The sequence below is a fragment of the Pseudomonas imrae genome, from assembly GCF_046352735.2.
In the GTDB taxonomy this organism is placed as follows: Bacteria; Pseudomonadota; Gammaproteobacteria; order Pseudomonadales; family Pseudomonadaceae; genus Aquipseudomonas; species Aquipseudomonas imrae.
This window is the reverse complement of record NZ_CP110853.2, coordinates 5362542-5384884: the sequence shown is the minus strand read 5'-3', so window position 1 is coordinate 5384884 and position 22343 is coordinate 5362542. Positions and strand designations below refer to the sequence as shown.

Sequence of the window (22343 nt, the reverse complement as noted above, 5' to 3'; positions counted from 1 at the left end):
GGGAGCGGGCCCGTTCCCACAGTTCCAATAGGCGTCATACGGCAAGATTCATCAGTCTGTAATTCCCGCGCCACCAAACCGTCATTCCCTGCGCCCATCCTGTACTCCCCGTACTCGCATTGGGAGAATCGAAATGGCCCGGCAATACGAAGACAGCACCAGCACCGTCAAGACCCGTCGTCAGCAGGAAGACCAGCGCCGCATGGCGTTCCGTCGTGCAATTGAAGACCGCTGCGAACAGCGCCAGTTGCTCCAAAGCCTCAGTGACTATCCGGAACTGCACTGGCAGGCGCCCTTGGCAGCCCGGCGAAGCGTTCAGCCAGCACGCTGATCTGCACCCGCTCGCTGCGGATAAAACCCAGGAATGCATGGGCCACCGGTGACAGGCGCTTGGCCTTGGCCTGCACCAGGCACCAACTGCGGTACAGCGGCAGCTCTTCCACCGGCAGCTCCTTGAGCCCGCCGGTGGCCAGTTCCAGGTTCAAGGCGTGGCGCGTCAGCAAGGCCACGCCAAGCCCTGCGACCACACACTCGCGCTGCGCCTCGGCTGACGCCACTTCCACGGTTTGGTTGAAGTGCACGCGTTTCTCCTTGAAGTACTCCTCGCAGGCCAGCCGCGTCCCGGAGCCGGGCTCGCGCAGCAGTAGTGTGTAAGGCTCAAGGTCTTGCAGGCGCAGCGGCCCTTGGTGGCTCAGCGGGTGATCGGGAGGCGCCACGGCGACAATCGGATTGTTGAGGAACGGCAGGAATTCCAGGCCCATGTCCTGCGGCACCATGGACATGATCACCAGGTCGTCACGGTTGTCGGACAGCCGGCGGATTACCTGGGCACGGTTGACCACCGTCAGATGCAGTTGCACTTCCGGATGCTGGCGTTTGAAGGCGGCAAACAAGTGTGGCACGAAATATTTGGCGCTGGATTCCACCGCCAGTTTCAGCTGCCCCTGCAACGAACCCTGCATATCCGAGAGCTGCATATCCAGGTTTTCCAGGCGACCAAAGATATCTCGGCTGGCCTTTTGCAGTGCCTCAGCGGCCTCCGTCATGTAGAGTTTTTTGCCGACGTAATCGAACAATGGTTGGCCGATCAGCTCTTCCAATTGTCGAATCTGCAGGCTGACAGCCGGTTGTGTAAGCGACATTTCCTCGGCTGCACGGCTATAAGAGCGCAAGTCACAGACTTCATTGAAGATTTGCAACTGACGCAATGTCATACGCATCAATGACTTACGCATTATCCAAGCACTCCCGCCGACCATCGTGACATCAACTATAAGTCTTTACTTATACACGACCCAATAATTATTGATTTTTGTTAATCCTCCGCGAGGCATAGTGTGTGTCACGCGACTGACATGAAACATTTGGTCACGCGCCGACCCGCTCCGCAGGGGCGGAGAACGCAGCAATCGGCTCAAGGGAATTTCCAAGTGATAAAAAAGATCCTGATCGCCAACCGTGGTGAGATTGCCGTACGAATCGTGCGTGCTTGCGCCGAGATGGGCATTCGCTCGGTCGCGGTCTATTCCGACGCCGACCGTCACGCGTTGCACGTCAAGCGTGCCGATGAAGCCCACAGCATTGGTGCCGAGCCCCTGGCCGGTTACCTGAACCCGCGCAAGCTGGTGAACCTGGCCGTGGAAACCGGTTGTGACGCGCTGCACCCCGGCTACGGCTTCCTGTCGGAAAACGCTGAACTGGCTGACATCTGCGCCGAGCGTGGGATCAAATTCATTGGTCCGTCGGCTGAGGTCATTCGCCGCATGGGCGACAAGACCGAAGCGCGCCGCAGCATGATCAAGGCCGGCGTGCCGGTGACTCCCGGCACCGAAGGCAACGTTGCGGACATCGCTGAGGCGCTGGCCGAAGGCGACCGCATCGGTTACCCGGTGATGCTCAAGGCCACCTCCGGTGGCGGTGGACGCGGTATCCGTCGCTGCAACAGTCGCGAAGAACTCGAACAAGCCTTCCCCCGTGTTATTTCCGAAGCCACCAAGGCCTTCGGTTCGGCGGAAGTGTTCCTGGAAAAATGCATCGTCAATCCCAAGCACATCGAGGCGCAGATCCTGGGGGACAGCTTCGGCAATGTGGTGCATCTGTTCGAGCGCGACTGCTCGATCCAGCGTCGCAACCAGAAGCTCATCGAAATTGCCCCAAGTCCGCAGTTGACACCCGAACAGCGCGCCTACATCGGCGACCTGTCGGTGCGCGCCGCCAAGGCCGTGGGCTACGAAAACGCCGGTACCGTGGAGTTCCTGCTCGCCGAGGGCGAGGTGTACTTCATGGAGATGAACACCCGGGTGCAGGTCGAGCACACCATCACCGAAGAAATCACCGGCATCGACATTGTCCGTGAACAGATTCGTATCGCCTCCGGCCTGCCGTTGTCGGTCAAGCAGGAAGACATCCAGCACCGTGGGTTCGCGTTGCAGTTTCGCATCAACGCCGAAGACCCGAAGAACAACTTCCTGCCCAGCTTCGGCAAGATCACCCGTTATTACGCCCCCGGCGGCCCCGGCGTGCGTACCGACACGGCGATCTACACCGGCTACACCATCCCACCGTTCTACGACTCCATGTGCCTGAAGCTGGTGGTGTGGGCGTTGACCTGGGAAGAAGCCATGGACCGCGGCCTGCGCGCCCTGGACGATATGCGCCTGCAAGGCGTGAAGACCACCGCCGCCTACTACCAGGAAATCCTGCGTAATCCGGAATTCCGTAGTGGCCAGTTCAATACCAGTTTCGTGGAAAGCCATCCTGAGCTGACCAACTACTCGATCAAGCGCAAACCCGAAGAGCTGGCCCTGGCCATCGCCGCCGCCATCGCCGCACATGCGGGTTTATGAATAAAACAGCTGCAAGTTGTAAGCGGCAAGCGGCAAGTAAAAGCAGATTGGCTTTTTCTTGCAGCTTGTAGCTTGAAACTTGTCGCTATGAGGAGATACCAATGACTAAAAAGATCTTCGTCACCGACACCATCCTGCGCGACGCCCACCAATCGTTGCTGGCGACCCGCATGCGCACCGACGACATGCTGCCGATCTGCGACAAGCTCGACAAAGTCGGCTACTGGTCCCTGGAAGTCTGGGGCGGCGCGACTTTCGATGCCTGCGTGCGCTTCCTCAAGGAAGACCCGTGGGAGCGCCTGCGCAAACTGCGTGCCGCGTTGCCTAACACGCGCCTGCAAATGCTCCTGCGCGGCCAGAACCTGTTGGGCTACCGCCATTACAGCGATGACGTGGTCAAGGCTTTCGTGGCCAAGGCTGCCGTCAACGGTATCGACGTGTTCCGTATCTTCGATGCGATGAACGACGTGCGTAACCTGCGGGTGGCGATCGAAGCGGTGAAAGCTGCCGGCAAACACGCCCAGGGCACGATTGCCTACACCACCAGCCCGGTGCACACCATCGAGGCGTTCGTGGCCCAGGCCAAGCAGTTGGAGTCCATGGGCTGCGACTCGATCGCGATCAAGGACATGGCCGGCCTGCTGACCCCTTACGCCACGGGCGAACTGGTCAAGGCGCTGAAAGCCGAGCAGACCCTGCCGATCTTTATCCATTCCCACGACACCGCCGGCCTGGCCGCGATGTGTCAACTCAAGGCGATCGAAAACGGTGCCGATCACATCGACACCGCGATCTCCAGCTTCGCCTGGGGCACCAGCCATCCGGGCACCGAATCGATGGTCGCGGCGCTTAAAGGCAGTGAATTCGACACCGGCCTCGACTTGGAACTGTTGCAGGAGATTGGTCTGTACTTCTATGCCGTACGCAAGAAGTACCACCAGTTCGAAAGCGAATTCACGGCTGTCGATACCCGTGTGCAAGTCAACCAGGTACCGGGCGGGATGATTTCCAACCTGGCCAACCAGCTCAAGGAGCAGGGCGCACTGAATCGCATGAGCGAAGTGCTGGCAGAAATTCCACGTGTGCGCGAAGACCTGGGTTTCCCGCCGCTGGTAACCCCCACTTCGCAGATCGTCGGCACCCAGGCGTTTTTCAACGTGCTGGCCGGCGAGCGCTACAAGACCATCACCAACGAAGTGAAGCTTTACCTGCAAGGCGGTTACGGCAAGGCGCCGGGTACCGTTAACGAAAAGTTGCGCCGCCAGGCCATCGGCAGCGAAGAGGTGATCGACGTACGCCCGGCCGATCTGCTCAAGCCGGAAATGACCAAGCTGCGTGGCGAGATCGGCACCTTGGCCAAGTCCGAAGAGGATGTGCTGACCTATGCAATGTTCCCGGACATCGGCCGTAAGTTCCTCGAAGAGCGCGACGCCGGCACCCTGGCTCCGGAAGTGCTGCTGCCGATCCCAGAAGCAGGCGGCGTAGCCCGTGCCGGCGGTGAAGGCGTGCCGACCGAGTTCGTCATCGACGTGCACGGCGAAAGCTACCGCGTCGACATCACCGGTGTTGGCGTCAAGGCTGAAGGCAAGCGCCACTTCTACCTGTCTATCGACGGCATGCCGGAAGAAGTGGTGTTTGAACCGCTCAACGAATTTGTCGGCGGCGGCAGCAGCAAACGCAAGCAGGCCAGCGAGCCGGGGCATGTCAGCACGGCGATGCCGGGCAACATTGTCGATGTACTGGTCAAGGAAGGCGACGTGGTCAAGGCCGGCCAGGCCGTGTTGATCACCGAGGCAATGAAAATGGAGACCGAAGTCCAGGCGGCCATCGCCGGCAAGGTTACCGCCGTTCACGTGGCCAAGGGCGACCGGGTCAACCCTGGCGAAATCCTGATCGAAATCGAAGGCTGATACACAGCCTTCGAGACTACCGCTTAATCCTCGGGGGGCATGTGCCCCCTTTTTTTTCGCCTGGGAAATGACTGGGTTGCGCAGCCGGTTTACGGTTTGCGGCTAAAGGTCACGTAAACCGCGGTTGGGGTATAGCTCAAGGTTGGCGTCAAGTTCTTCAAGTTGTCGGTGATCTTGCCGAACCGGCCGTGTACCGCGCCCGCGTTCAAAATGGGGTAGGGATAGTTTTCCAATAGCGCGTTTTCATTGGCCACGTTGAGCGTGAGTGTGGCGTCACCGAGTGTTGCGGTGCCACCGACCTTGAGTGTTTCCCGATCGCCCGTTGCGTTGAACCGCTGGACCAGGGAAGCCCCGTCGGCCAAGCGCAGAGTGTCCCGCACATGAGTGGGGGCGCCGCTGGCCAAGTCGAGCTGCAAGGTGCCTTCGACGTTCAGCGCATTCACGGATCCACCGCTGTAGGTTGCACCTTTTTCGATGTTCAAGGATCCGCCCACGTGGCTTCTGTTGATCAGCGTTGCGCCGGTGTGTACCCGGCCATCGCGGTTGTCGTCTATCGCGCCGCGCAGTGTCCAGACGCCTGTTTGTACCGCCAGGCGCTGGGTATTGCGGCTGCCATCGAAGATTCCGCCTTTGGGATCATCAAGGCTGACTTCATTGAGCCCGCCGCCGCCGTCGACGTGTCCCAGAAAGCGGCTGGCGTTTTTGACAACCAGATGATCGTTACCTTCGCCCATGTCCAGGGCGATGCCGTTGGCGCCCGAGATCAGGCCGTTATTTGTAATGTGGTCATTGAAGTTGCCGATCAGCTTTACGCCATAGCCGTCGTGACCGCTGATTATTCCGTCGTTCATCAAGCGGGTCTGGCCATGGGCAGGGCCCAGGTCGCCGTTGTCTACCAGAATTCCATGATGAGCCCCGCGGATACGTCCGTTCTGGTCGTTGTATATCTCGCCCCCGCCCATCGCGATGCCTTCACTGGAGTTGGGAGTACCGCCCTTGTCCTTGCCATTGGCGCCAGTGCCTTCGATGGTGCCGTAGTTGTAGACGTGGGCAATCCTGTCGATATCCAATCCATCGCCGTCGCCATCGTTCTGCCGTGGGCGCCAGGTATCGGCACCCGTGATGGTGCCGCGGTTGACGACAATCGCATCGCCCTTGGATTTCAAGCCGGCACCTTTGTTGCCGGTCAGGGCTCCGTAATTGAGCAAAGTGCCTTGATCAGCAACTTTGATACCGTTGCTGCCGGCAGTGATAGTGCCGCGGTTGATGACCGTGCCTCCAGCTCCGTCAAGGGTTATTGCGTTATAGGACTCCTTGAATCCGTTGGAAGCGCCAGTGATCACCCGACCGAAATTGATAAACCTGGCCCCTTTACCCAGCTCTACGGCATTTGCGGCTTGTGTTTCCAAGGTTTGGCCTGGGCGGTTGACTGTGAAGGGCGCGGGGTTTGCAGGGGATGGCGGACGAGTTGCTGGCAGATAAGCGGTAATGTGCGACATATGGATCCGGCCTCGGGTGTGATAAAGGCCGGAATCTAATAGAGGTCGTCGACTGCGAATGTCAGCTCCCGGGGCGGGTTGTTGTAAGAGCCCTCGGTATTGCGCGAAGTTTAAAAACTCATCTGCCACTGCCCCATCAAGCCGTGACCACGACTGCTGGTGCTGACCTCGCCGGTATACGCGACGCCCAACGTATGGTTTGCCGACAGTGCCAGGTCAAGGCCCGTGCGCCATGCCAGGCTGTTGCGGTCCAGGGACGTGCCGAGGATAGTGAAATCACTGTTGAGCCCACCCTCGTCGTACAGGCGCGAGGACTGGCGCACCGCGCTGCCGACATCACCGTAGAGGCGCTTCCAGGATGTGCTCAAATGCGGCGTCAGGCTCATCTGGTCGTCCAGTGTGTATCGGGTGGCCAGGCGAATGCCGAAGGTGCTACTGAGGTTCTGCTGGGTCTGGTCGTCGACGTTGAGCGCGGTCAGGCCGCCTTTTTCCTTGAAACGGTCACGGTGGTAGCGTTGAAACCCGATGCCTGCGAAAGGCTCGATACTGATGTTGCCCTCACCCATTTGGTAGCCCAACTCAGCGAAAGCGTTTTGGCTTTGGGCGGTGTATTGCCCTGTGAGTTGCTCTTTGAAATCGAGGAAGTCGATATCGACGCTGCGCTTGTTCTGACCCTCGTGGCTGCTGTAGACCGCGCCCAGTCGCAAAGCCAGCGGGCCATCCTGGCGGATGGCGTAGCCACCCAGATGCCAGCTGTCGAGGCTGGACTTGAAGCGCTTGGCGCCGAAATCGCTGACGGATTTTCCACCCATCACGCCTAGGCGCCAGGCATGATCGACGGCCCAGTCGGCACCGATTACCAGGCCTTGGTTTTTCTGCTGCAGACCGGCGCTGCCATGCTCACCACTGAGGGTACCGGTATTGCCGTAGCCTTGGACCCAGAGACGACTGTCGTTGTCGCCGGGTGCGTACGCCGGCAGGTCGCGCATCGCCGATAGCAGGCTTTGCGTCAACCATCCGGTAGTCTTTTGGGTGGCGCTGGCCAGGTTGGCATTCTGGCTACCTGCCAATTGTTCGAGGGCCAATCCGACTTTGCCAGGTTCCTGACTACTCAGGTAATCGAGGACGTTGCCCAGTTCGTATTCTTCCCAGGGCGTCAGTTGTCCGGATGCCAGTAGCGTTTGGACGGTCGTGTCCAGGAGGCGGGCGACACTCAGGCCGTTGCGGCTGGTGGCATGGTTGGCGAAATAGAAGGCCTCAGGGACCGGCAAGGCAGGATCATGTGCCGGAATCGGGGCATCGACATACTGCCTTTGCCCCTCCAGCGGCGTTTCGCTGAGCCATTCGCTGTTTGGCTCCATATCGGCCAACGCCTGCGCGTATTGAGTTGCGGTACTGCCCAGTGCCAACGTGATGGCCAGCGCGAGTTGTTTCTTGATGAGTGACATGTAGACCCAACCTCTTGATATAGGAGGCCGGGAATTTAGCGGGGCAGAGGAGCGATAACTGTCAGGCCAAGTGCCCCTCGTTCGCGGGAGATGTCTCTAGTCTGCTGCGATTAAAAACTCATCGTCTGCTGCGCGATAAAGCCATGATCACGGCTGTTACACCCTATTTCGCCGCTGTATTGATCTCACCCCCGCCGTACGTACCCCTTGCCGTAATGCCGTTCCATGCGCGCCTGGATCAGTTCCAGTCCGAGGGACAGGATCCAGTAAATGATCGCGGCCGTCGTGAGCATCTCGATGTAGCGGTAGCTCGAGCGACCATAGGATTGCGCCAGGAACATCACTTCCCATACACCCATTACCGAGATCAGCGACGAGTCCTTGAGCATTGAGATGAATTGGTTGGTGGCGGGCGGAATGATGGTGCGCATGGCCTGGGGCAGAGTGACGTGCCAGAAGATCGCACTGTCACGCATGCCCAGGGCCAATGCGGCTTCCCTTTGTCCATGGGGGACGCCAAGGATGCCGGCGCGGAAGATTTCGCTCAGGTAAGCGCCGTAATTCAGGGACAGGGCAATGACGCCGGCGGTGATGGCGCCGGGTACCAGGCCCAATTGCGGCAGGCCGAGGTAGATCAGCAGGATCTGGATCAGCAGCGGCGTGCCGCGAAAGAACGAGGCGTAGAAACTGGCAATGCCAAAGGCCACGGCGCTCTTGGACAAGCGTCCCAGCGCGGTAACAAAGCCCAGCACCGATGACGCCGCAATCGAGCACACACACAGGAACAGCGTCAGCGCCGCGCCTTGCAGAAAACCGTTGGGCGCCAGATGCAGGCCCACCAGGTTGGGCAGCTTGTCGAGAATGATCGAGAGCTTCAGGTCAAAGCTCAGGAAGAAACTGGCGAACAAGGCGAATAGCGCTGCCCAGGTCAGATACAGACGCGTGCGAAAGCCCAGCAGCCGCTGCAGCGGTGTCTTGATCAAGGACGGCTTGGAAGAGGGAGGCGGGAACGCAGTCATTGGCTGATATCGGCGCCGATCCATTTCTGCGAGAGCGTGCTCAAGGTGCCGTCCTGCTTGAGCTGGGCAAAGACCTCACGCACCTTGCTGCTCCATTGGGCGTCGTCTTTTTCGATGGCCACCGAATTGGGTTCCGAGTACAGCGGTGCGCCGACAAGTTTGAAGCGCTTGTCTTGAGTCAGGCGTGGCTGGGCGGTCACCAGATTGGTGAGAATCGCGTCCAGACGCACGCCAGCGCCCAGGCCCAGGTCCTGGAAGGCTACGTTGTCGGTGTCATAAGGTGCGATCTGGACATTTTCGAATGGGTACTGAAGTTGTGTGTCTTCGGCCCCTTCGATCACCAGGTTTTTGTTCAGGTAGCTTTCGTAGCTGGAGGCGCTCATGAGGCCGACCTTCTTGTCACTCAGGTCTTTGGCGTTGTGGATACGGTCATCCTCGGCGTTGACCACGATCACGGCCGGCGAGGCGTAATACTCCACCGGGAAATCAAATACCTCGGCGCGGGCCTTGCTCGGGGTCATGGAGCAGATGCAGATATCGTAACGACCGTTCCAGCGGCCCGCTGCGATCACGTCCCAGGACGGGGTCTCCAGGCGCAGTTTCACGCCGAGCCTTTGCGCTACCGCCTTGGCCACATCCACGTCGAAGCCGTCGAGTTGGTTCTGCTCATTGAGAAACGAGAACGGTGGGTAGCTTTCCATCAGCACACCTACCAGTTCTTTCTTTTGCTCGATGCGATCCAGGGTGGCACCGCCAAAGGCTTGGTTAGAGGCGGCCAGAATCGTCAGGCCCAGGGCCAGTAGCGGTTTAAGTTTCACAATCGACACCTGAAAAAAGAGGTTGTTATTAACCGAGTGGTACGCATTAAATAGTTATAAGAACAGCTCTCATAGTGAGTTATTTTCATAAGCTTATGAGTAAAAAGCATATGGGCGAAGTAAGTACAGTAATTCTCGACGGCGGCATGGGCCGTGAACTGCAACGCCGTGGCGCGCCGTTCCGGCAGCCGGAGTGGTCGGCATTGGCCTTGAGCGAAGCTCCGCAGGCGGTAGAGGCGGTGCATGCGGCTTATATCGAAAGCGGCGCCAATGTGATTACCAGCAACAGCTACGCGGTGGTGCCGTTTCATATCGGCGAAGCGCGGTTTGCAATTGAAGGCCAGGCCTTGGCAGCGCTGGCGGGTGAGTTGGCGCGGCGCGCGGTGGATGCCTCAGGCAAAGCCGTGCGCGTGGCCGGTTCGCTGCCGCCATTGTTCGGTTCTTACCGTCCCGACCTGTTTGAAGCGCAGCGCGTGTCGCAGTTGCTGACGCCGCTGGTGCAGGGGCTGGCCCCGCACGTTGACCTCTGGCTGGCGGAAACCCAAAGCTCGATTGTCGAAGCACGCGCCATCCGTGCGGGGCTGCCGGAAGACGGCAAGCCGTTCTGGCTGTCGTTTACCTTGAAAGATGAAGACACCGACGAAGTGCCGCGCCTGCGTTCCGGCGAGCCTGTGGCAGACGCAGCCGAGGCGGCGGCGCAGTTGGGTGTGCAGGTGCTGCTGTTCAACTGCAGCCAGCCGGAAGTCATCGGCGCGGCGATTGACGCTGCACGCCAGACTTTCGAGCGCCTGGGGGTGACGATTCAAATCGGTGCCTACGCCAACGCCTTCCCACCGCAGCCCAAGGAAGCCACGGCCAATGATGGCCTGGACCCGCTGCGCGAAGACCTCGATCCACCCGGCTACCTGCACTGGGCGGCGGATTGGCAGGCACGTGGTGCCAGTCATTTGGGGGGTTGCTGCGGAATCGGGCCGGAGCATATTGCGGTGTTGGCGCAAAAACTGGGTAGCTGACCCGCTCCCGAGGACACCCTGGATCAAAGGTGGGCGGGCTTGTGTGGGAGCAAGCCTGCTCCCACATTTTGCCCTGCGTTAATGGTCAGAATTCGGTACGGCACTGCGCCAGGCTTTTCAGCTGGCCCGAACCTGCCTGGTTTTCCTCGGACAACCACGCCGTAAACCCCGCGCCCACTGTCGGCCACTCCGAGTCGAGAATCGAATACCACGCGGTATCGCGGTTCTGGCCCTTGACCACCATGTGCTGGCGAAACACCCCTTCAAAACTGAACCCCAGCCGCTCGGCGGCGTATTTGGAGCGGGCATTGGCGTTGTTGCATTTCCATTCCAGGCGGCGGTATCCCTGCTCGAACGCATACTTGGCCAGCAGGTAAACCGCTTCGGTGCTTTTCGGTGAGCGTTGCATTGGCGCGCCGAAGGTGACGTGGCCGATTTCGATCCGGCCCTGGGCTGGAACAATCGACATCAGGCTGAGAATGCCCTGCACCTCGCCGTTTTCGCGATCGATGACACTGAAAAAATACGGATCGCTGTTGGCTGCATGGTTATTGAGCCACCCATCGAAGGCGGCGCGCTCGGAAAACGGGCCATAGGGCAAATAATCCCACAGCTTGGGGTCGGCACCGGGGCCTTCGAGGGCTTGCCACAAGCCGTCGCCGTGGCGGGCCGGGTCGAGTTTTTCCAGGCGGATAAAACGCCCGTCGATCTGTTGAACGTCAGGCGCTGGTGCGCCTTTCCAGTCTGCCAGTGATGTCGACATGGGGTGCTCCTTAAAGGCCTTTGCGAAACTGGATAAACCCAGGGCGTTCGGCGATGCGTTCGTAGAGTTGAATGGCAGTGGCGTTGCTCTCATGGGTCAGCCAGTGGACCTTGCAGCAACCGTCGGCCTTGGCCGTGGCGTAGACAAATTCGATCAACCGGCGACCGACTCCGCTGCCACGCTGGCCGGGGTCCACAAACAAGTCTTGCAGGTAGCACGAGCTCTCGATACTCCAGTTGGAGCGGTGATAGATGAAGTTGACCATGCCCACCGCTGTGTCGTCCTGCCAGGCCAGGGCAGAGTGGGTTGGTTCGTTGGCGTCGAGCATGCGCTGCCAAGTGCTGATGCTGACCGCATCGGGCAACTCGGTGTTGTAAAAGCGCAGGTACGCCTGCCACAGCGGCAACCACGCGGCGTGATCGGCAGCGGTTACCGGGCGGATATCGATTGGGTTCATGCAGGCTCCTGGGGAATGAATCGTGCGAGGGTCTGGTCACGCACGTCGGGGCTGGCAGCCAGCCCGTCGCGCACCCCGGCTATGTCGGCTGCGCTGCGGTTCTGGCTGAGTTTACGTTTGCCTTGCAGGCGCTCGATTGGCAGGGCAAAGCCGACGATGGCCTTGAGCATGCCGTCGATATAGTCGGCGGGGGCATCGCTGACGCTCCACGGTTGCGCGCGGCCGGCTTCGTGGCGCTGGGTCAGGGCACTGACCAGCTCAAGCAGGCGCGTCGCATCGCTGAACACCTGGGCTTTGCCGTAAGCGTGGACCGCCAGGTAATTCCAGGTAGGCACTACTTTGCCGTGTTCAGCCTTGGCCGGGTAAAAGGCGGGGCTGATATATGCCTCGGCGCCGGCAAAAATCACCAGCGCCTCGGCGCCGTCTTGCAGATCCTGCCACTGGCGATTGGCCTTGGCCATATGTCCGTAGAGCGTGCCGTTCGGGCCTTCATCAGGATTGAGCAGCAGCGGCAGATGGCTGGCCAGCAGACCTTGTTTACCAAAGGTCACCAGTTGAGCCAGGCGCGTGTGCTGGATCAGTTGCTGGATTTCGGGCAAGTCGTCGAGAACAAAGGCGCGGGGCGTGTACATGATTATTTTCCTTGGCGAATGCTTGCATCCTAGGCAGGGTAATGGTTCGTTGTAAGAGCCATCTTTGGCAAATTTTATGGGTCCAATTTACGGAGTGTTTGCCATGCCGTCAGAGCTGCCACTGTCGTTCAACCCTGCCGGGATCGACCTGGATCGACGCCTGGGGCTGACACGCCAGTTGTATCAGGCCTTGCGTCAACGGGTGCTGGATGGGCGCCTGGCCAGTGGCACGCGGTTGCCGGCCAGCCGGGACCTGGCGGCGGCGCTGTCGATTTCCCGTAACAGCGTGGTCAGGGCCTACGATCAACTCTGCGCCGAAGGCTTCATCGAAGGTCGGGTCGGCGACGGCACCTATGTGGCGAAATTGCCGACAACCGCTGGCATCGCAAAAAAACTATCCACAAAACTGTCCACAGGGTTTTCAACAGGCTTATCCCCAACCTTATCCACAAAACCGCTGGATATGCCTGGGGATCCATCCAGAAAAGTTATCCACAGCGCGGTTTTTACCCGGTTGGAAAGTAACCATTTGCCGTTGCCTCCCACTGGCCCGCCACGGGCGTTTCGGGTGGGTGTACCGGCCTTCGATCTGTTCCCGTTCGACGTCTGGGCCAAGCTGAATGCGGCTTTCTGGCGCAAGCCGGACCTGCAGCAACTGTGTTATGGCAACCCGGCAGGCGATGAGCGGCTGCGGAGCCTGATTGCGGCCTACTTGCGCAGCTCTCGAGGCATGCAATGCACAGCTGGACAAATAGTGATCACCAGCGGCGCGCAACAGGGAATAAGCCTTTGTGCACAGCTGCTGGTGGCACCAGGGGACATGGTGGCGATTGAAAACCCGGGCTACCGGGCAGCCGGGCATGCGTTCGCGATTGCCGGCGCAAAACTCCACGGCGTGGTGGTAGACAGTGATGGCATCGACTGCACGGCCCTCAACGCACTCGATGATTGCCGCCTGGTCTATGTCACGCCGTCGCATCAATACCCGACAGGCGTGGTCATGAGCCTGGCCCGACGCCTGGAATTGCTGGCCTGGGCCGAGCGTCGCGACGGCTGGATCATCGAGGATGACTACGACGGCGAGTACCGCTACAGCGGCGCACCCCTGGCTCCTCTGGCTGCGCTGGACCGCAGTGGACGGGTGTTGTACGTCGGCACATTTGGCAAGGTGGCCTTTCCCGCGTTGCGCCTGGGTTACCTGGTGTTGCCGCCGGGATGCGTGGAAGGGTTTACCCGACGCCGTGCTGTGGATGTCCGGCATTCAGAAGTCAGCACCCAGGCGGTGATGGCTGAATTCATGGCCGCGGGGCATTTCCAGCGCCACATCCGGCGCATGCGGCGCGCCGCGTTGAGTCGGCGCAATGCCTTGCTGGCTGGATGGCCTGCTTACATACCCGGTGTGGGCAGCCTGCCAAGTGTCGCTGCGGGGCTGCACCTCACGGTGCGAGTGGACAGCCTGGCCCGTGAGCAGGAACTGCTGGCCCAGGCGCGGGCGGTGGAAGTCGAGGTCACCGGCTTGAGCAGCTACTGGCTACCGGACTCCAGCACCCCGCCGGATCAGCGTGCTGGCCTGGTGCTGGGGTTTGCCGCAGTGCCCGAGGTGACTATTGCCCAGGCTTTGGCACGATTGCGCATGGCCTGGCTCGCTGAATAACTTCCCTATGCAAAGTGTGGCGAATCTTGAGTACAGGCGGCAGGATTCAGCGCGCGGACGGTTCCAGTTTCAAAAATTCTGCTTGCAGTACGGGATCGCTGAGTATGCGCAGGTAATTATCCCAGGGGGAGCGGCTGGACAATGCTTGAGCAATTTCGGGTGAAAGCTGCCGCAGGCGTTGATCGGCGATTTTAAGGTGCGCTGCGGTAAATCGTGAGGCCGGGGTGTTGAGGGCCGGATAGTGAAAGTGCGCTACCCACAGGGGTTGATCCAGGTTGGCCGTGTCGAGGATCTGGTATTCCTGAAAATAATCCTTGTACTGCCGGGTTTTGATTCTGCCGGCGTTATTGCGCACCACGCGCACATGGGCATGGTCGAGCAACCATTGGAAGTCGGACTGGCGGGGCTTGCGAGTCTTGAGCATTTTCGCTCGGGTCGCGATGCCTTCGCGGCGCATTCTGGTGGCTCCTTCGCGCAAGTCGAATGGCAGTCGCGATACAGGTAGCATCTCCCCGGTGTTTTTGAGCGCCTTGACGTTCATCTTTTTGATGATGTCGGCGGCTTGCTCCAGTCGTACGGCTTTTTGATCGAAAATATCCTGCATATCCGCCGGGAGCCGTTTGGGCCGGAGGGCATCTTTTTGCGTGCGCTGGATAAAGTCGTCGATGTCCAGATCCAAATCCAACGCGTCGATGACTGCTTGTGTGTAGTCCTTGGTTTGTATCGCAGGGCGGGGGGCTTTGGGCTGGATAATCGGCAAGGGTTCCGGTTTGGGGGCGTCGGTAGATTTGCCGGGTAAGTCGCGGGGGCGGGTTTTACTGATAGTGGCCTTGGGACGTGGTCGGGAGGGGCCGGCAGTCGGCGGCTTTTGAGTGGCGGTTTGGCTTTGGTTGATGCGAGGAAGCAGGCTATCGAGTTTTTCCTGCGCCAACTGTTGAAACTCGCCCACCAGGGTTTTCAGGCGCTGCAGGGGGACGGGCTCCACCAGTTCCGGATAGTCCACAGGCAGCTCGTCGATACGCTGGCTGACGCTGATGTACTCATCGACGATATTGAGCAGGCGCTCGCTACGCTCCTCAGGCTGCGCGTGTTCTGTGGCATTGCGCATCATTTCCGCAATTTCTTTGCCGGCCAGTGCGGCACGTTTCACCACCATGCTGACGGCCCACCGTGCGTCTTCCATGTTCGAGGCCGCTTGTTCGCGCAGGCACAGTTGTACGGAACAACCACATGGGTTACAAAAAAGTGCATTCACATAGGTGACACTTTGATTGAAACATAGCCGTTTTTTGCGTCCCGGGCATTGACGTGACCGAGGATCACCGGACCGAAGATAACATTCCATACCCCGTCTTTGATCATCTCCATTCCAATGGTTTGATGCCTGAGCAGGTTCCCCACATATATCCGCAGACCATCTCGATTAATGATTCCGCTACCATCGGCCAGGTAACACTCAACATGGCTCGCATACCCCATTTCCGGTAGTTTCTCCGGGTAAGCTCGGGTTGATGGGGTATAGCAGGACGCCGGGGTTTTCTGGCCGAGTGCCTCGTGTCCCCGTTCGTGATTGTAGTGCTGCATAAATCGATCAAAGTGTTTTTGCTGAGCCTCCCAGGCAATGGCCGGCGGTTTGGGAAACGTACTCTTCAATGTCCGGTGCATACGCTCATGACGTCCATTTTGATCTGGTCGACCGGGCTCAATTCGCTCAGGAATAATCCCAAGGCGTAGCCACCAGATCGATAACTGCGACAACCCCGCACGCCCCGTGCTCGCAAACGGCACGCCATTATCGGTTCGGATGCGCTCAGGCATCCCATACTCCCGAAAGACGCGCTCGAAGGTTTGCTGGGTCTCCTTGAGATTGGTGTTAGCCATGCTCTCGCAGGCAAGCAAGAAGCGACTGGCATGGTCCATGATCGTCAGCGGATAACACCAGACACCCGCTCCGGTGAGAAATTGGCCTTTGTAATCTGCGCTGAAGAGTTGATTAGGCGATTCTGCCCTACGCAAAGGCTTGGGATAGACAGCGACACGCTGGCGCAACGGTCGAGACGTGATCAGGTCCGCTGCCTTAAGGATGTTGTAGATGGTCGTTTTAGAAGGCGGATCCTGTCCGGGAAAGCGTTTCATCAGATCGTTCTGAATCTTTTTAGGACCCGGAACCGTTTCGCCAGTAGAGCGAAACTCAATGATTGCCTGCCTCACAACCAGCGGCACCACATAGGTCTGGTTGTGCCGGCGCCGACTACGCTCATCGAGCCCACTGGGCCCCTCTAGCTGATAGCGTTCGACCCACTTATAGCCAGTCTTTCGGCTGATCTGATAGTCCTGACACAGCTGGCTAAAGCTGTGCTCTTCAGACAGATACGCCGCGATGAACATCACTTTGAGGTCCATAGGTTTCAGCTCTTTCCAGGGCATGGTCAGATCCTCGCGAAATCGACCATGCCAGTTAATAACTGTTACCTATGTGCTTGAACTGATTTGTAACCCATGTGGGTGAGTCATACCCAGTTCGTAAATTGTCGAGATTTCATTGGTTTTGAAATCCCACTGGGTAAAAGGGGGCGCCAACGCTTTTAATCGCTCGGCCGCTATGATGCCTGTGGCTCCCACACTGGGCAGAAGCTCCAGCGACGAGTTCAGAAGCTTCAGCTTGGCCGTCATCGCGATGCCTCGTTGCGTCATTTGCGTAATGTTATCCACCAATGCTTGTTGAGGGCTCAGGTCGTCGCTTAGGCTTTGCTGAACCTCCTCCATGGCCTTTACGTAACGACGCTGTTCCAGTGCAAGCCACAGGCTGATGCGCTTGTGGCATTCGGTGCTCAGCCTGAATAACTCCTGCGTATAGCCCGCTGTTCCGCCTGTCTCTCGCCACGTCTGCAGTTTGGCGAGTGCATCTTGATAATGCGCAATAAGTTCATTGGTTTTGTCCAGGTAGTTCTGCCGTGACGGTGACTCGGTTTCAGGCGTGAATTTTTTGCGCAGGCTGTCTAGTTCATTTTTTTTGGTGGTTTCTTTTTCTTTCAGTGTTTTTAACTGTTGCTCCAATTCCTCCCGGCGTTTTGTCTTGGCCAGCCGGGTGGCTCTGAGCTGGACTTTCAAGCTTTTGCCGCTGCCCAGCAAACGCAGGCTCGTATTGATGCGCCAAGGCCCTTGGTGATCATGGACAAGGCATGGGCCGGTGCGCGAGGTTTGTTGCGGGTTGATAATCAGGATGGTTTCATCGGCATTTTCAGTCACTTCGAACCAGCGTTGGTCGACGTTGGCGAAGTTTTTTTCATGCAGTTGATAGAGCGGTGGGACGCCCGCAAAAGTGGTGATCGTGATGTCTGGATCTTTCAGGTCTGGAGCTTCCACCTTGAGGCTATCGAGGAAGGTGTTCAGTTGTTCGGGAGTTCGTCGTGGTATCGAGCCGTCGACGGCAATTGTCGCGAACTCGCTGTGTGGCAACCGGCCTTCTTTGGCGGTGATGGTGGGTTGAACCGTCAGCACTGGCTTGGTCACTGGCGCCACCGGCCTCGCCTGGCGGGGGCTCTCGGGGCCGACGCCGGTTTGGCGCCGCTGGTTGGCCTGATGGATCAAGATGATGGACAGCGCCATCAGTACATCGCCCAGACGGGTCCACTCAACCAGGCTGTTGCCTTGCTGGCGGGCATCCAACGCTTGTTGAATGTCATTGATGATTTGCCAGGCCCACACCGCCGCGCCAGCATACCCGTTCAGGAAGCCGGACACGGCGTTGAACACGGCCCAACCACTGTCTTTGAGCAACGCCCAGCGCCTTTCGGCGTTGGATTGTGATTGCCGGTCTGCCAGTTCGACCATGGCTTTGGCATTGGCGTCAAAGAATGCCGCAAATACGTCACCGGTAAGCTCTGTGGTCGAAAGCCCTACCGTCCCGGTCCACTCCAGCAGGCTCAGGGGTTCGGACACTGATTGCAGGGTCAACCAGGGAGAGGGCAGCCCGACGGGAAACATGTATTGCGAGTAGTTGAAGCTCAACGCTCGATTGGGCAGCCAGGCAAGGACCGAGTCGCGCAACTCTCCCGGTTGATGCAGGGCATATACCAGATTTTGCAACGATGGGAACTGCAGCAGCGGTTTGTCCATCAGCGGCCGATAAAGCAGGTAGGGGGCATCCTGCGGGCCGCGTGGACCGATGATGAACATATTGAGGACTTCATCATTGGTGCCACCGACTCGGTTGTGGGGGTACAAAGACAATGGGCGCACAACAATCGGCGGTCGACGGTGGAAAGTAGGAGCTACCAGTTCATTGATATAGCCGTAGCCCTGCTCGTCGACATTGCCTTGTTGCCGTACTTTGCATTCCAGCGCCAGCAACGGCAGCAATGACCGCAGTTGGCGTTGATACATCTGCTTTTGCCGGGGGGCTTCATTCGGGTCATCGATCAATTTGCTTTTGATCAATTGCGGATAAACCTTACCAATGTCCACCTGTTGCGCGAGGGTGCTCAGGTACTTGGGGGTCAGCCATTCGGGCACGGTTTGGCCTTGCTTGAAACTGATGCTCGCCAGGTAGGGCGGCGAATTGTTCAGGGCATATTCGCCAAGGGTCTGGATATGACGCCCCAAGGGGTTGGGCAGCACAAACACACCCACCGTGAAGCTTTCGGTGCTGGTTATCTGCAGGGTGTCGAGTGGCAGCTTATCGGCACCCTTCACGGTTTTGTCGGCGATGATCGCCTCGCGCATTTTTTGTTGGGCAAAGGTCTGGATGGAAGGGATTTCAAACAGATCGTTCGGCTTCTGGTCGCGCAACTGGCTCAGGTCGATTAAGTGTTGGCTGTAGGCGTTCAGGTCCTGCGAAGAGGCGTTGCGCAGCCAGTCGGGTATTGCCCCTTGAAGCTGGTCCAAGCGGGCCTGGTCCGTTTTGCTGGGCTGGTCCGTGAGCGGGGTGTCGAGGCTGAAAGGCGCTGGCGTCTCCTTGACAAGGTCGAGTGCCTCGATGCTCTGGGCTTGGCTATCGATCAGAGCCCAGATCATATGGTCGAAAAAGTTGCCTTCGGGTTCAACCAGGCGCCAGGTCAGTTTGTTTGAAGCCGTGGTCGGGCTTAGTCGAGTGAGTATCGCGTCTCCCAAGGCCTGTACCGTATCGAAGGCTTCATATCCGTACTCGACGGTATACATCAACAGGATGTCGCGAGCTTCATAGCGCCCGCTCAGCACCGCCGCGCCAATCGACAAGAGGTGCTCGTGGCTATCGCCGTTTGAGGCATCGACATCGATCAGGCATACCTGAATATCAGCCGTTTCGGGTCGGTTGACGATACGCGCGGCTTTATCGGGATAGGCCGAGACAGCCCGGGCAAGGGCGCAGTGATCAGCGTCCCAGCCCGCGACCGTCTCGACATTGAGAGCCTCTTTCATTTCATCGGAGAGTACCTGCCAACGCGGGAGCTGATTCTCGGTTTCATTCCAGAAAGCCAATTGCCGTTCTTTGAATGCGACTAAGAAAACCGCCGCAAGGTCATTGAGCAAATGGGCAATTTTCTCAATGTCGACCTCCAGATGCGTCGGGGTTGGAGACAGCGGCTCGTAGGTCAGAAAGTGTTCACCTTCTACATAGTTGGCCAGGGTTTTCTCAAAGCTGTGGTGCAGAAGGGTGTTGGTCAACGACTCGTATGCCATTTCCCGGCAAGACAAGTCGTCATCGATAAGTTCCCAAAGAGGAGTCACGACCAGCGTGGTATCGGGATTGATATGCAGCTTGGGATACAGCGTCTTCAGCTCTTTGGTCAGTATGTCTGCGGCGACCTCTTGGATGCTCGGCCCCTGGCTGCTTAAACGTTTGATACGTGCATTTTGTTGTAGCGCAGGGTTGAGTGAGTCTGTGTCGGGTTGCGAGGGGCGGATGCTCATGATCTTCCTATTGTTGTTCGGCGCCGTGGGTGGCGCCGTTGCAATACAAAAGATATGAGAGGGGCAATGCTGCGGGTGGTTATTAGATAGCGCGGGGCCCTGTGTGAGGTTGCATGCGCCCGCGCGGGGCGACGGTGGATCAGGTCCCGGACTTGATTCTGGTCCAGGCCCGGGTGCGGGCACGCTCGGCCTTGGCGTCCAAGGGTTTCAAGGTATACAGCGTGGCCATCGCCGCCTCGGTGGGATACAGGTTGGGGTTGTTGCGGATGGCTGGATCGACCTGCGCGGTAGCATCTTTGTTCGGGTTGGGATAACCGACGAAATCACTGACCGGCGCGATAACACTCGGTTGCAGCAGGTAGTTGATGAACGTGTAGGCGGCCTGTGGGTTTTTTGCCCCCTTGGGAATGGCGAGCATGTCGAACCAGATCGGCGCGCCCTCCTTGGGCAGGCGCATGTCCACGGTCACGCCGTTCCCGGCTTCCCTGGCGCGATTGGCGGCTTGGGAGAAGCTGCCGGAATAACCGACAGCCACGCAGATGTCACCGTTGGCGATATCGGCCATGTACTTGGAGGAGTGGAAGTACGTGATATTCGGACGAATCTCAAGCATCAATGCCTGCGCCTTGACGTAGTCCTGGGGGGTGCTGCTGTTCGGGTCCAGGCCCAGGTGTTGCAGGGCCAGTGGCAGGATTTCCGACGGTGAGTCCAGCAAGGCGACCCCGCATTGCTTGAGCTTGCTGATGTTCTCTGGCTTGAAGATCAGGTCCCAGCTGTCCACCGGCGCATCGGCGCCCAGCGCGGCCTTGACCTTGTCCGGGTTGAAGCCGATGAGAATCGTGCCGTACATGTACGGCACGGCGAATTTATTGCCCGGGTCGTTGGCTTCGATCAGCTTCATCAGCTTGGGGTCCAGATGGTTCCAGTTCGGCAACTGGTTGCGGTCCAGGGGCTGGAACACGCCGGCCTCGATCTGCTTGGCCAGGAACACATTCGACGGCACTACCACGTCATAGCCGGAGTTGCCCGTCAGCAGCTTGGCTTCCAGGGCTTCGTTGGTGTCGAAAATGTCATAGACCAGTTTGATCGCGGGGTTCTGCGCCTTGAAGTCATCCAGCGCCTTGGGCGTGATGTAGTCGAACCAGTTGTAGACCCGCAGCGTGCTCTCTTGCGCGTGTGCGGTGCCTGTCACGAGCGCGGCGCACAGGGCCAGTGATTTGAGCTTGTTCATTGGCCTGACTCCTGTTCAAAACCTTCGAGTACGTTGACGGCGTTGATGCCGATTTCTTCCACCGCGTAACCGCCCTCCATGACGAACAGCGTGGGCTTGCCCAACTGTGCGATGCGTCGGCCCATCGCCAGGTAATCCAGGCTTTCGAGCTTGAACTGCGAGATCGGATCATCCTTGAACGTATCCACTCCCAGAGACACCACGATGATGTCGGCGTTGTAGCGTTCGATCTCGTTGCAGGCGTCTTCCAGCGCTGCGCTCCAACGGCTCCAGTCGGCACCGGCCGCCAGTGGGTAATTGAAGTTGAAACCTTCTCCCGCGCCTTCGCCACGCTCATCGGCATACCCCAGGAAGAATGGAAACTCCGCCTCCGGATGCCCATGAATCGAGGTAAACAGCACGTCGCTGCGCTCATAGAAGATCGACTGCGTGCCGTTGCCGTGGTGGTAGTCGACGTCCAGGATCGCGACCTTTTTGTGGCCCTGGTCGAGAAAAGCCTGGGCGGCGATGGCGGCGTTGTTGAGGTAGCAGTAACCGCCCATCAAGTCGCTGGCGGCGTGATGCCCCGGCGGTCGGCACAACGCGAAGGCACTTTTTGCGCCCTGTTGGATCGCCTTTTGTGCAGTCAGCGCGACCTGGGCGGCGCTGTAGGCGGCTTGCCAGGTTCCGGCGGTAATGGGTGCGCCGCCGTCGAAACTGTAATAACCCAATTGACCATGCAGGCTGGTGGGCAACACCTGGCGCAGTGTCCGGGCCGGCCAGGTGTAGGGCAGCAGGTCGCCGTCCTGATTGAAGGCGGTCCAGCGTTGCCAGGCACCTTTGAAAAACTCCAGGTAATCGCGGCTGTGGATACGTTGCAGCGGGGCCAGGCCAAAGTCTTGCGGCGCCTGTACCGGGCCCAGTTCGCGGGCTTGCACGCGCTGCAGCACATGGTCGGCGCGCGAAGGCATTTCGAAGCAGGGCATCAGTTGCCCGTCCATCAGTTCGCAACGGCCATGATGCAGGTGGTGATCGTGCGAGTAGATCGTCAGCATTTGTTGTTCTCCGCAGGCTGTATCGGTTATGTGCAGTCTTGCGGTGGACGCACATTATGAGAACGGCAGGAGCGGCCAAAAGGGGATAAATGCGGCCAAATTATTTGTCCCTAATTCGCCCCATTCG

General features: G+C 58.8%; 18 protein-coding genes. 5 read left to right on the top strand and 13 right to left on the bottom strand.

Going from position 1 to position 22343, the window contains the following annotated elements:
• The first annotated feature begins 133 nt into the window (after window positions 1-133).
• Complete coding sequence (locus OQ460_RS24670; RefSeq protein WP_410019861.1) at window positions 134-331, top strand: PA3496 family putative envelope integrity protein; 198 nt, start codon at window positions 134-136, stop codon at window positions 329-331.
• Here OQ460_RS24670 and OQ460_RS24665 read toward each other — a convergent pair.
• Window positions 261-1235: a LysR family transcriptional regulator gene (locus OQ460_RS24665; RefSeq protein ID WP_410019860.1), complete on the bottom strand. Its 975-nt coding sequence runs from the start codon at window positions 1233-1235 to the stop codon at window positions 261-263. The two genes, OQ460_RS24670 and OQ460_RS24665, sit on opposite strands and share 71 nt — an antisense overlap.
• A gap of 195 nt (window positions 1236-1430) precedes the next feature.
• Between OQ460_RS24665 and OQ460_RS24660 the strand changes: the two genes are divergently transcribed.
• Both OQ460_RS24660 and oadA read left to right on the top strand, forming a co-directional pair.
• A complete protein-coding gene (locus tag OQ460_RS24660; protein WP_410019859.1) occupies window positions 1431-2846 on the top strand; it encodes an acetyl-CoA carboxylase biotin carboxylase subunit in 1416 nt (471 codons plus the stop codon).
• 101 nt (window positions 2847-2947) lie between these two features.
• Entirely contained in the window at window positions 2948-4756 is a 1809-nt protein-coding gene (gene oadA / locus OQ460_RS24655; RefSeq protein WP_410019858.1) for a sodium-extruding oxaloacetate decarboxylase subunit alpha, read from the top strand.
• An 89-nt stretch (window positions 4757-4845) separates the two neighbouring features.
• On the opposite strand, the gene OQ460_RS24650 is transcribed toward oadA, so the two are convergent.
• The 4 genes from OQ460_RS24650 to OQ460_RS24635 form a co-directional block, all read right to left on the bottom strand.
• On the bottom strand, window positions 4846-6165 hold the full coding sequence (locus OQ460_RS24650) for a hypothetical protein (RefSeq protein WP_410019857.1): 1320 nt from the start codon (window positions 6163-6165) through the stop codon (window positions 4846-4848).
• Window positions 6166-6365: 200 nt separating this feature from the next.
• Entirely contained in the window at window positions 6366-7703 is a 1338-nt protein-coding gene (locus OQ460_RS24645) for an autotransporter outer membrane beta-barrel domain-containing protein (protein WP_410019856.1), read from the bottom strand.
• 185 nt (window positions 7704-7888) lie between these two features.
• Window positions 7889-8722 carry an amino acid ABC transporter permease gene (locus OQ460_RS24640; protein WP_410019855.1) on the bottom strand — a complete coding sequence of 278 codons (834 nt, stop codon included), beginning with the start codon at window positions 8720-8722 and terminating at the stop codon, window positions 7889-7891.
• Complete coding sequence (locus tag OQ460_RS24635; RefSeq protein ID WP_410019854.1) at window positions 8719-9540, bottom strand: ABC transporter substrate-binding protein; 822 nt, start codon at window positions 9538-9540, stop codon at window positions 8719-8721. Before OQ460_RS24635 ends, OQ460_RS24640 begins: the two co-directional genes overlap by 4 nt.
• A 110-nt stretch (window positions 9541-9650) precedes the next feature.
• Here OQ460_RS24635 and OQ460_RS24630 point away from each other — a divergent pair, with 110 nt between their 5' ends.
• Window positions 9651-10553, top strand: a complete 903-nt coding sequence (locus OQ460_RS24630) for a homocysteine S-methyltransferase family protein (protein WP_410019853.1) — start codon at window positions 9651-9653, stop codon at window positions 10551-10553.
• Window positions 10554-10638: 85 nt separating this feature from the next.
• Here the strand turns inward: OQ460_RS24630 and OQ460_RS24625 are convergent, their stop codons facing one another.
• The 3 genes from OQ460_RS24625 to OQ460_RS24615 are packed head-to-tail and all read right to left on the bottom strand — an operon-like array spanning window position 10639 to window position 12405.
• Window positions 10639-11316, bottom strand: a complete 678-nt coding sequence (locus OQ460_RS24625; RefSeq protein ID WP_410019852.1) for a GNAT family N-acetyltransferase — start codon at window positions 11314-11316, stop codon at window positions 10639-10641.
• Window positions 11317-11326: 10 nt separating this feature from the next.
• Window positions 11327-11773, bottom strand: coding sequence for a GNAT family N-acetyltransferase (locus OQ460_RS24620; protein WP_410019851.1), 447 nt, complete (start codon window positions 11771-11773; stop codon window positions 11327-11329).
• A complete protein-coding gene (locus OQ460_RS24615) occupies window positions 11770-12405 on the bottom strand; it encodes an FMN-binding negative transcriptional regulator (protein WP_410019850.1) in 636 nt (211 codons plus the stop codon). Before OQ460_RS24615 ends, OQ460_RS24620 begins: the two co-directional genes overlap by 4 nt.
• A gap of 103 nt (window positions 12406-12508) precedes the next feature.
• Between OQ460_RS24615 and OQ460_RS24610 the strand changes: the two genes are divergently transcribed.
• Entirely contained in the window at window positions 12509-14059 is a 1551-nt protein-coding gene (locus OQ460_RS24610) for a PLP-dependent aminotransferase family protein (protein ID WP_410019849.1), read from the top strand.
• 46 nt (window positions 14060-14105) lie between these two features.
• Here the strand turns inward: OQ460_RS24610 and OQ460_RS24605 are convergent, their stop codons facing one another.
• The 5 genes from OQ460_RS24605 to OQ460_RS24585 all read right to left on the bottom strand — a co-directional run bounded on the left by OQ460_RS24605 (window position 14106) and on the right by OQ460_RS24585 (window position 22216).
• Window positions 14106-15242, bottom strand: a complete 1137-nt coding sequence (locus OQ460_RS24605; RefSeq protein ID WP_410019848.1) for a hypothetical protein — start codon at window positions 15240-15242, stop codon at window positions 14106-14108.
• A 68-nt stretch (window positions 15243-15310) separates the two neighbouring features.
• Window positions 15311-16486, bottom strand: a complete 1176-nt coding sequence (locus tag OQ460_RS24600; protein WP_410017906.1) for an integrase core domain-containing protein — start codon at window positions 16484-16486, stop codon at window positions 15311-15313.
• Window positions 16487-16531: 45 nt separating this feature from the next.
• Entirely contained in the window at window positions 16532-19951 is a 3420-nt protein-coding gene (locus OQ460_RS24595) for a dermonecrotic toxin domain-containing protein (protein WP_410019847.1), read from the bottom strand.
• A gap of 139 nt (window positions 19952-20090) precedes the next feature.
• Entirely contained in the window at window positions 20091-21182 is a 1092-nt protein-coding gene (locus OQ460_RS24590; protein ID WP_410019846.1) for a polyamine ABC transporter substrate-binding protein, read from the bottom strand.
• Window positions 21179-22216, bottom strand: coding sequence for a histone deacetylase family protein (locus OQ460_RS24585; RefSeq protein ID WP_410019845.1), 1038 nt, complete (start codon window positions 22214-22216; stop codon window positions 21179-21181). Before OQ460_RS24585 ends, OQ460_RS24590 begins: the two co-directional genes overlap by 4 nt.
• Between the last annotated feature and the right edge of the window lie 127 nt (window positions 22217-22343).

Excerpts from the sequence above, each read along its gene's own strand:
- OQ460_RS24670 (WP_410019861.1), top strand. The coding sequence starts at position 134 with ATGGCCCGGCAATACGAAGACAGCACCAGCACCGTCAAGACCCGTCGT.
- OQ460_RS24665 (WP_410019860.1), bottom strand. The coding sequence starts at position 1,235 with ATGCGTAAGTCATTGATGCGTATGACATTGCGTCAGTTGCAAATCTTC.
- oadA (WP_410019858.1), top strand. The coding sequence starts at position 2,948 with ATGACTAAAAAGATCTTCGTCACCGACACCATCCTGCGCGACGCCCAC.
- OQ460_RS24645 (WP_410019856.1), bottom strand. The coding sequence starts at position 7,703 with ATGTCACTCATCAAGAAACAACTCGCGCTGGCCATCACGTTGGCACTG.
- OQ460_RS24640 (WP_410019855.1), bottom strand. The coding sequence starts at position 8,722 with ATGACTGCGTTCCCGCCTCCCTCTTCCAAGCCGTCCTTGATCAAGACA.
- OQ460_RS24630 (WP_410019853.1), top strand. The coding sequence starts at position 9,651 with ATGGGCGAAGTAAGTACAGTAATTCTCGACGGCGGCATGGGCCGTGAA.
- OQ460_RS24625 (WP_410019852.1), bottom strand. The coding sequence starts at position 11,316 with ATGTCGACATCACTGGCAGACTGGAAAGGCGCACCAGCGCCTGACGTT.
- OQ460_RS24620 (WP_410019851.1), bottom strand. The coding sequence starts at position 11,773 with ATGAACCCAATCGATATCCGCCCGGTAACCGCTGCCGATCACGCCGCG.
- OQ460_RS24615 (WP_410019850.1), bottom strand. The coding sequence starts at position 12,405 with ATGTACACGCCCCGCGCCTTTGTTCTCGACGACTTGCCCGAAATCCAG.
- OQ460_RS24610 (WP_410019849.1), top strand. The coding sequence starts at position 12,509 with ATGCCGTCAGAGCTGCCACTGTCGTTCAACCCTGCCGGGATCGACCTG.
- OQ460_RS24605 (WP_410019848.1), bottom strand. The coding sequence starts at position 15,242 with ATGGAAGACGCACGGTGGGCCGTCAGCATGGTGGTGAAACGTGCCGCA.
- OQ460_RS24600 (WP_410017906.1), bottom strand. The coding sequence starts at position 16,486 with ATGCCCTGGAAAGAGCTGAAACCTATGGACCTCAAAGTGATGTTCATC.
- OQ460_RS24595 (WP_410019847.1), bottom strand. The coding sequence starts at position 19,951 with ATGAGCATCCGCCCCTCGCAACCCGACACAGACTCACTCAACCCTGCG.
- OQ460_RS24590 (WP_410019846.1), bottom strand. The coding sequence starts at position 21,182 with ATGAACAAGCTCAAATCACTGGCCCTGTGCGCCGCGCTCGTGACAGGC.
- OQ460_RS24585 (WP_410019845.1), bottom strand. The coding sequence starts at position 22,216 with ATGCTGACGATCTACTCGCACGATCACCACCTGCATCATGGCCGTTGC.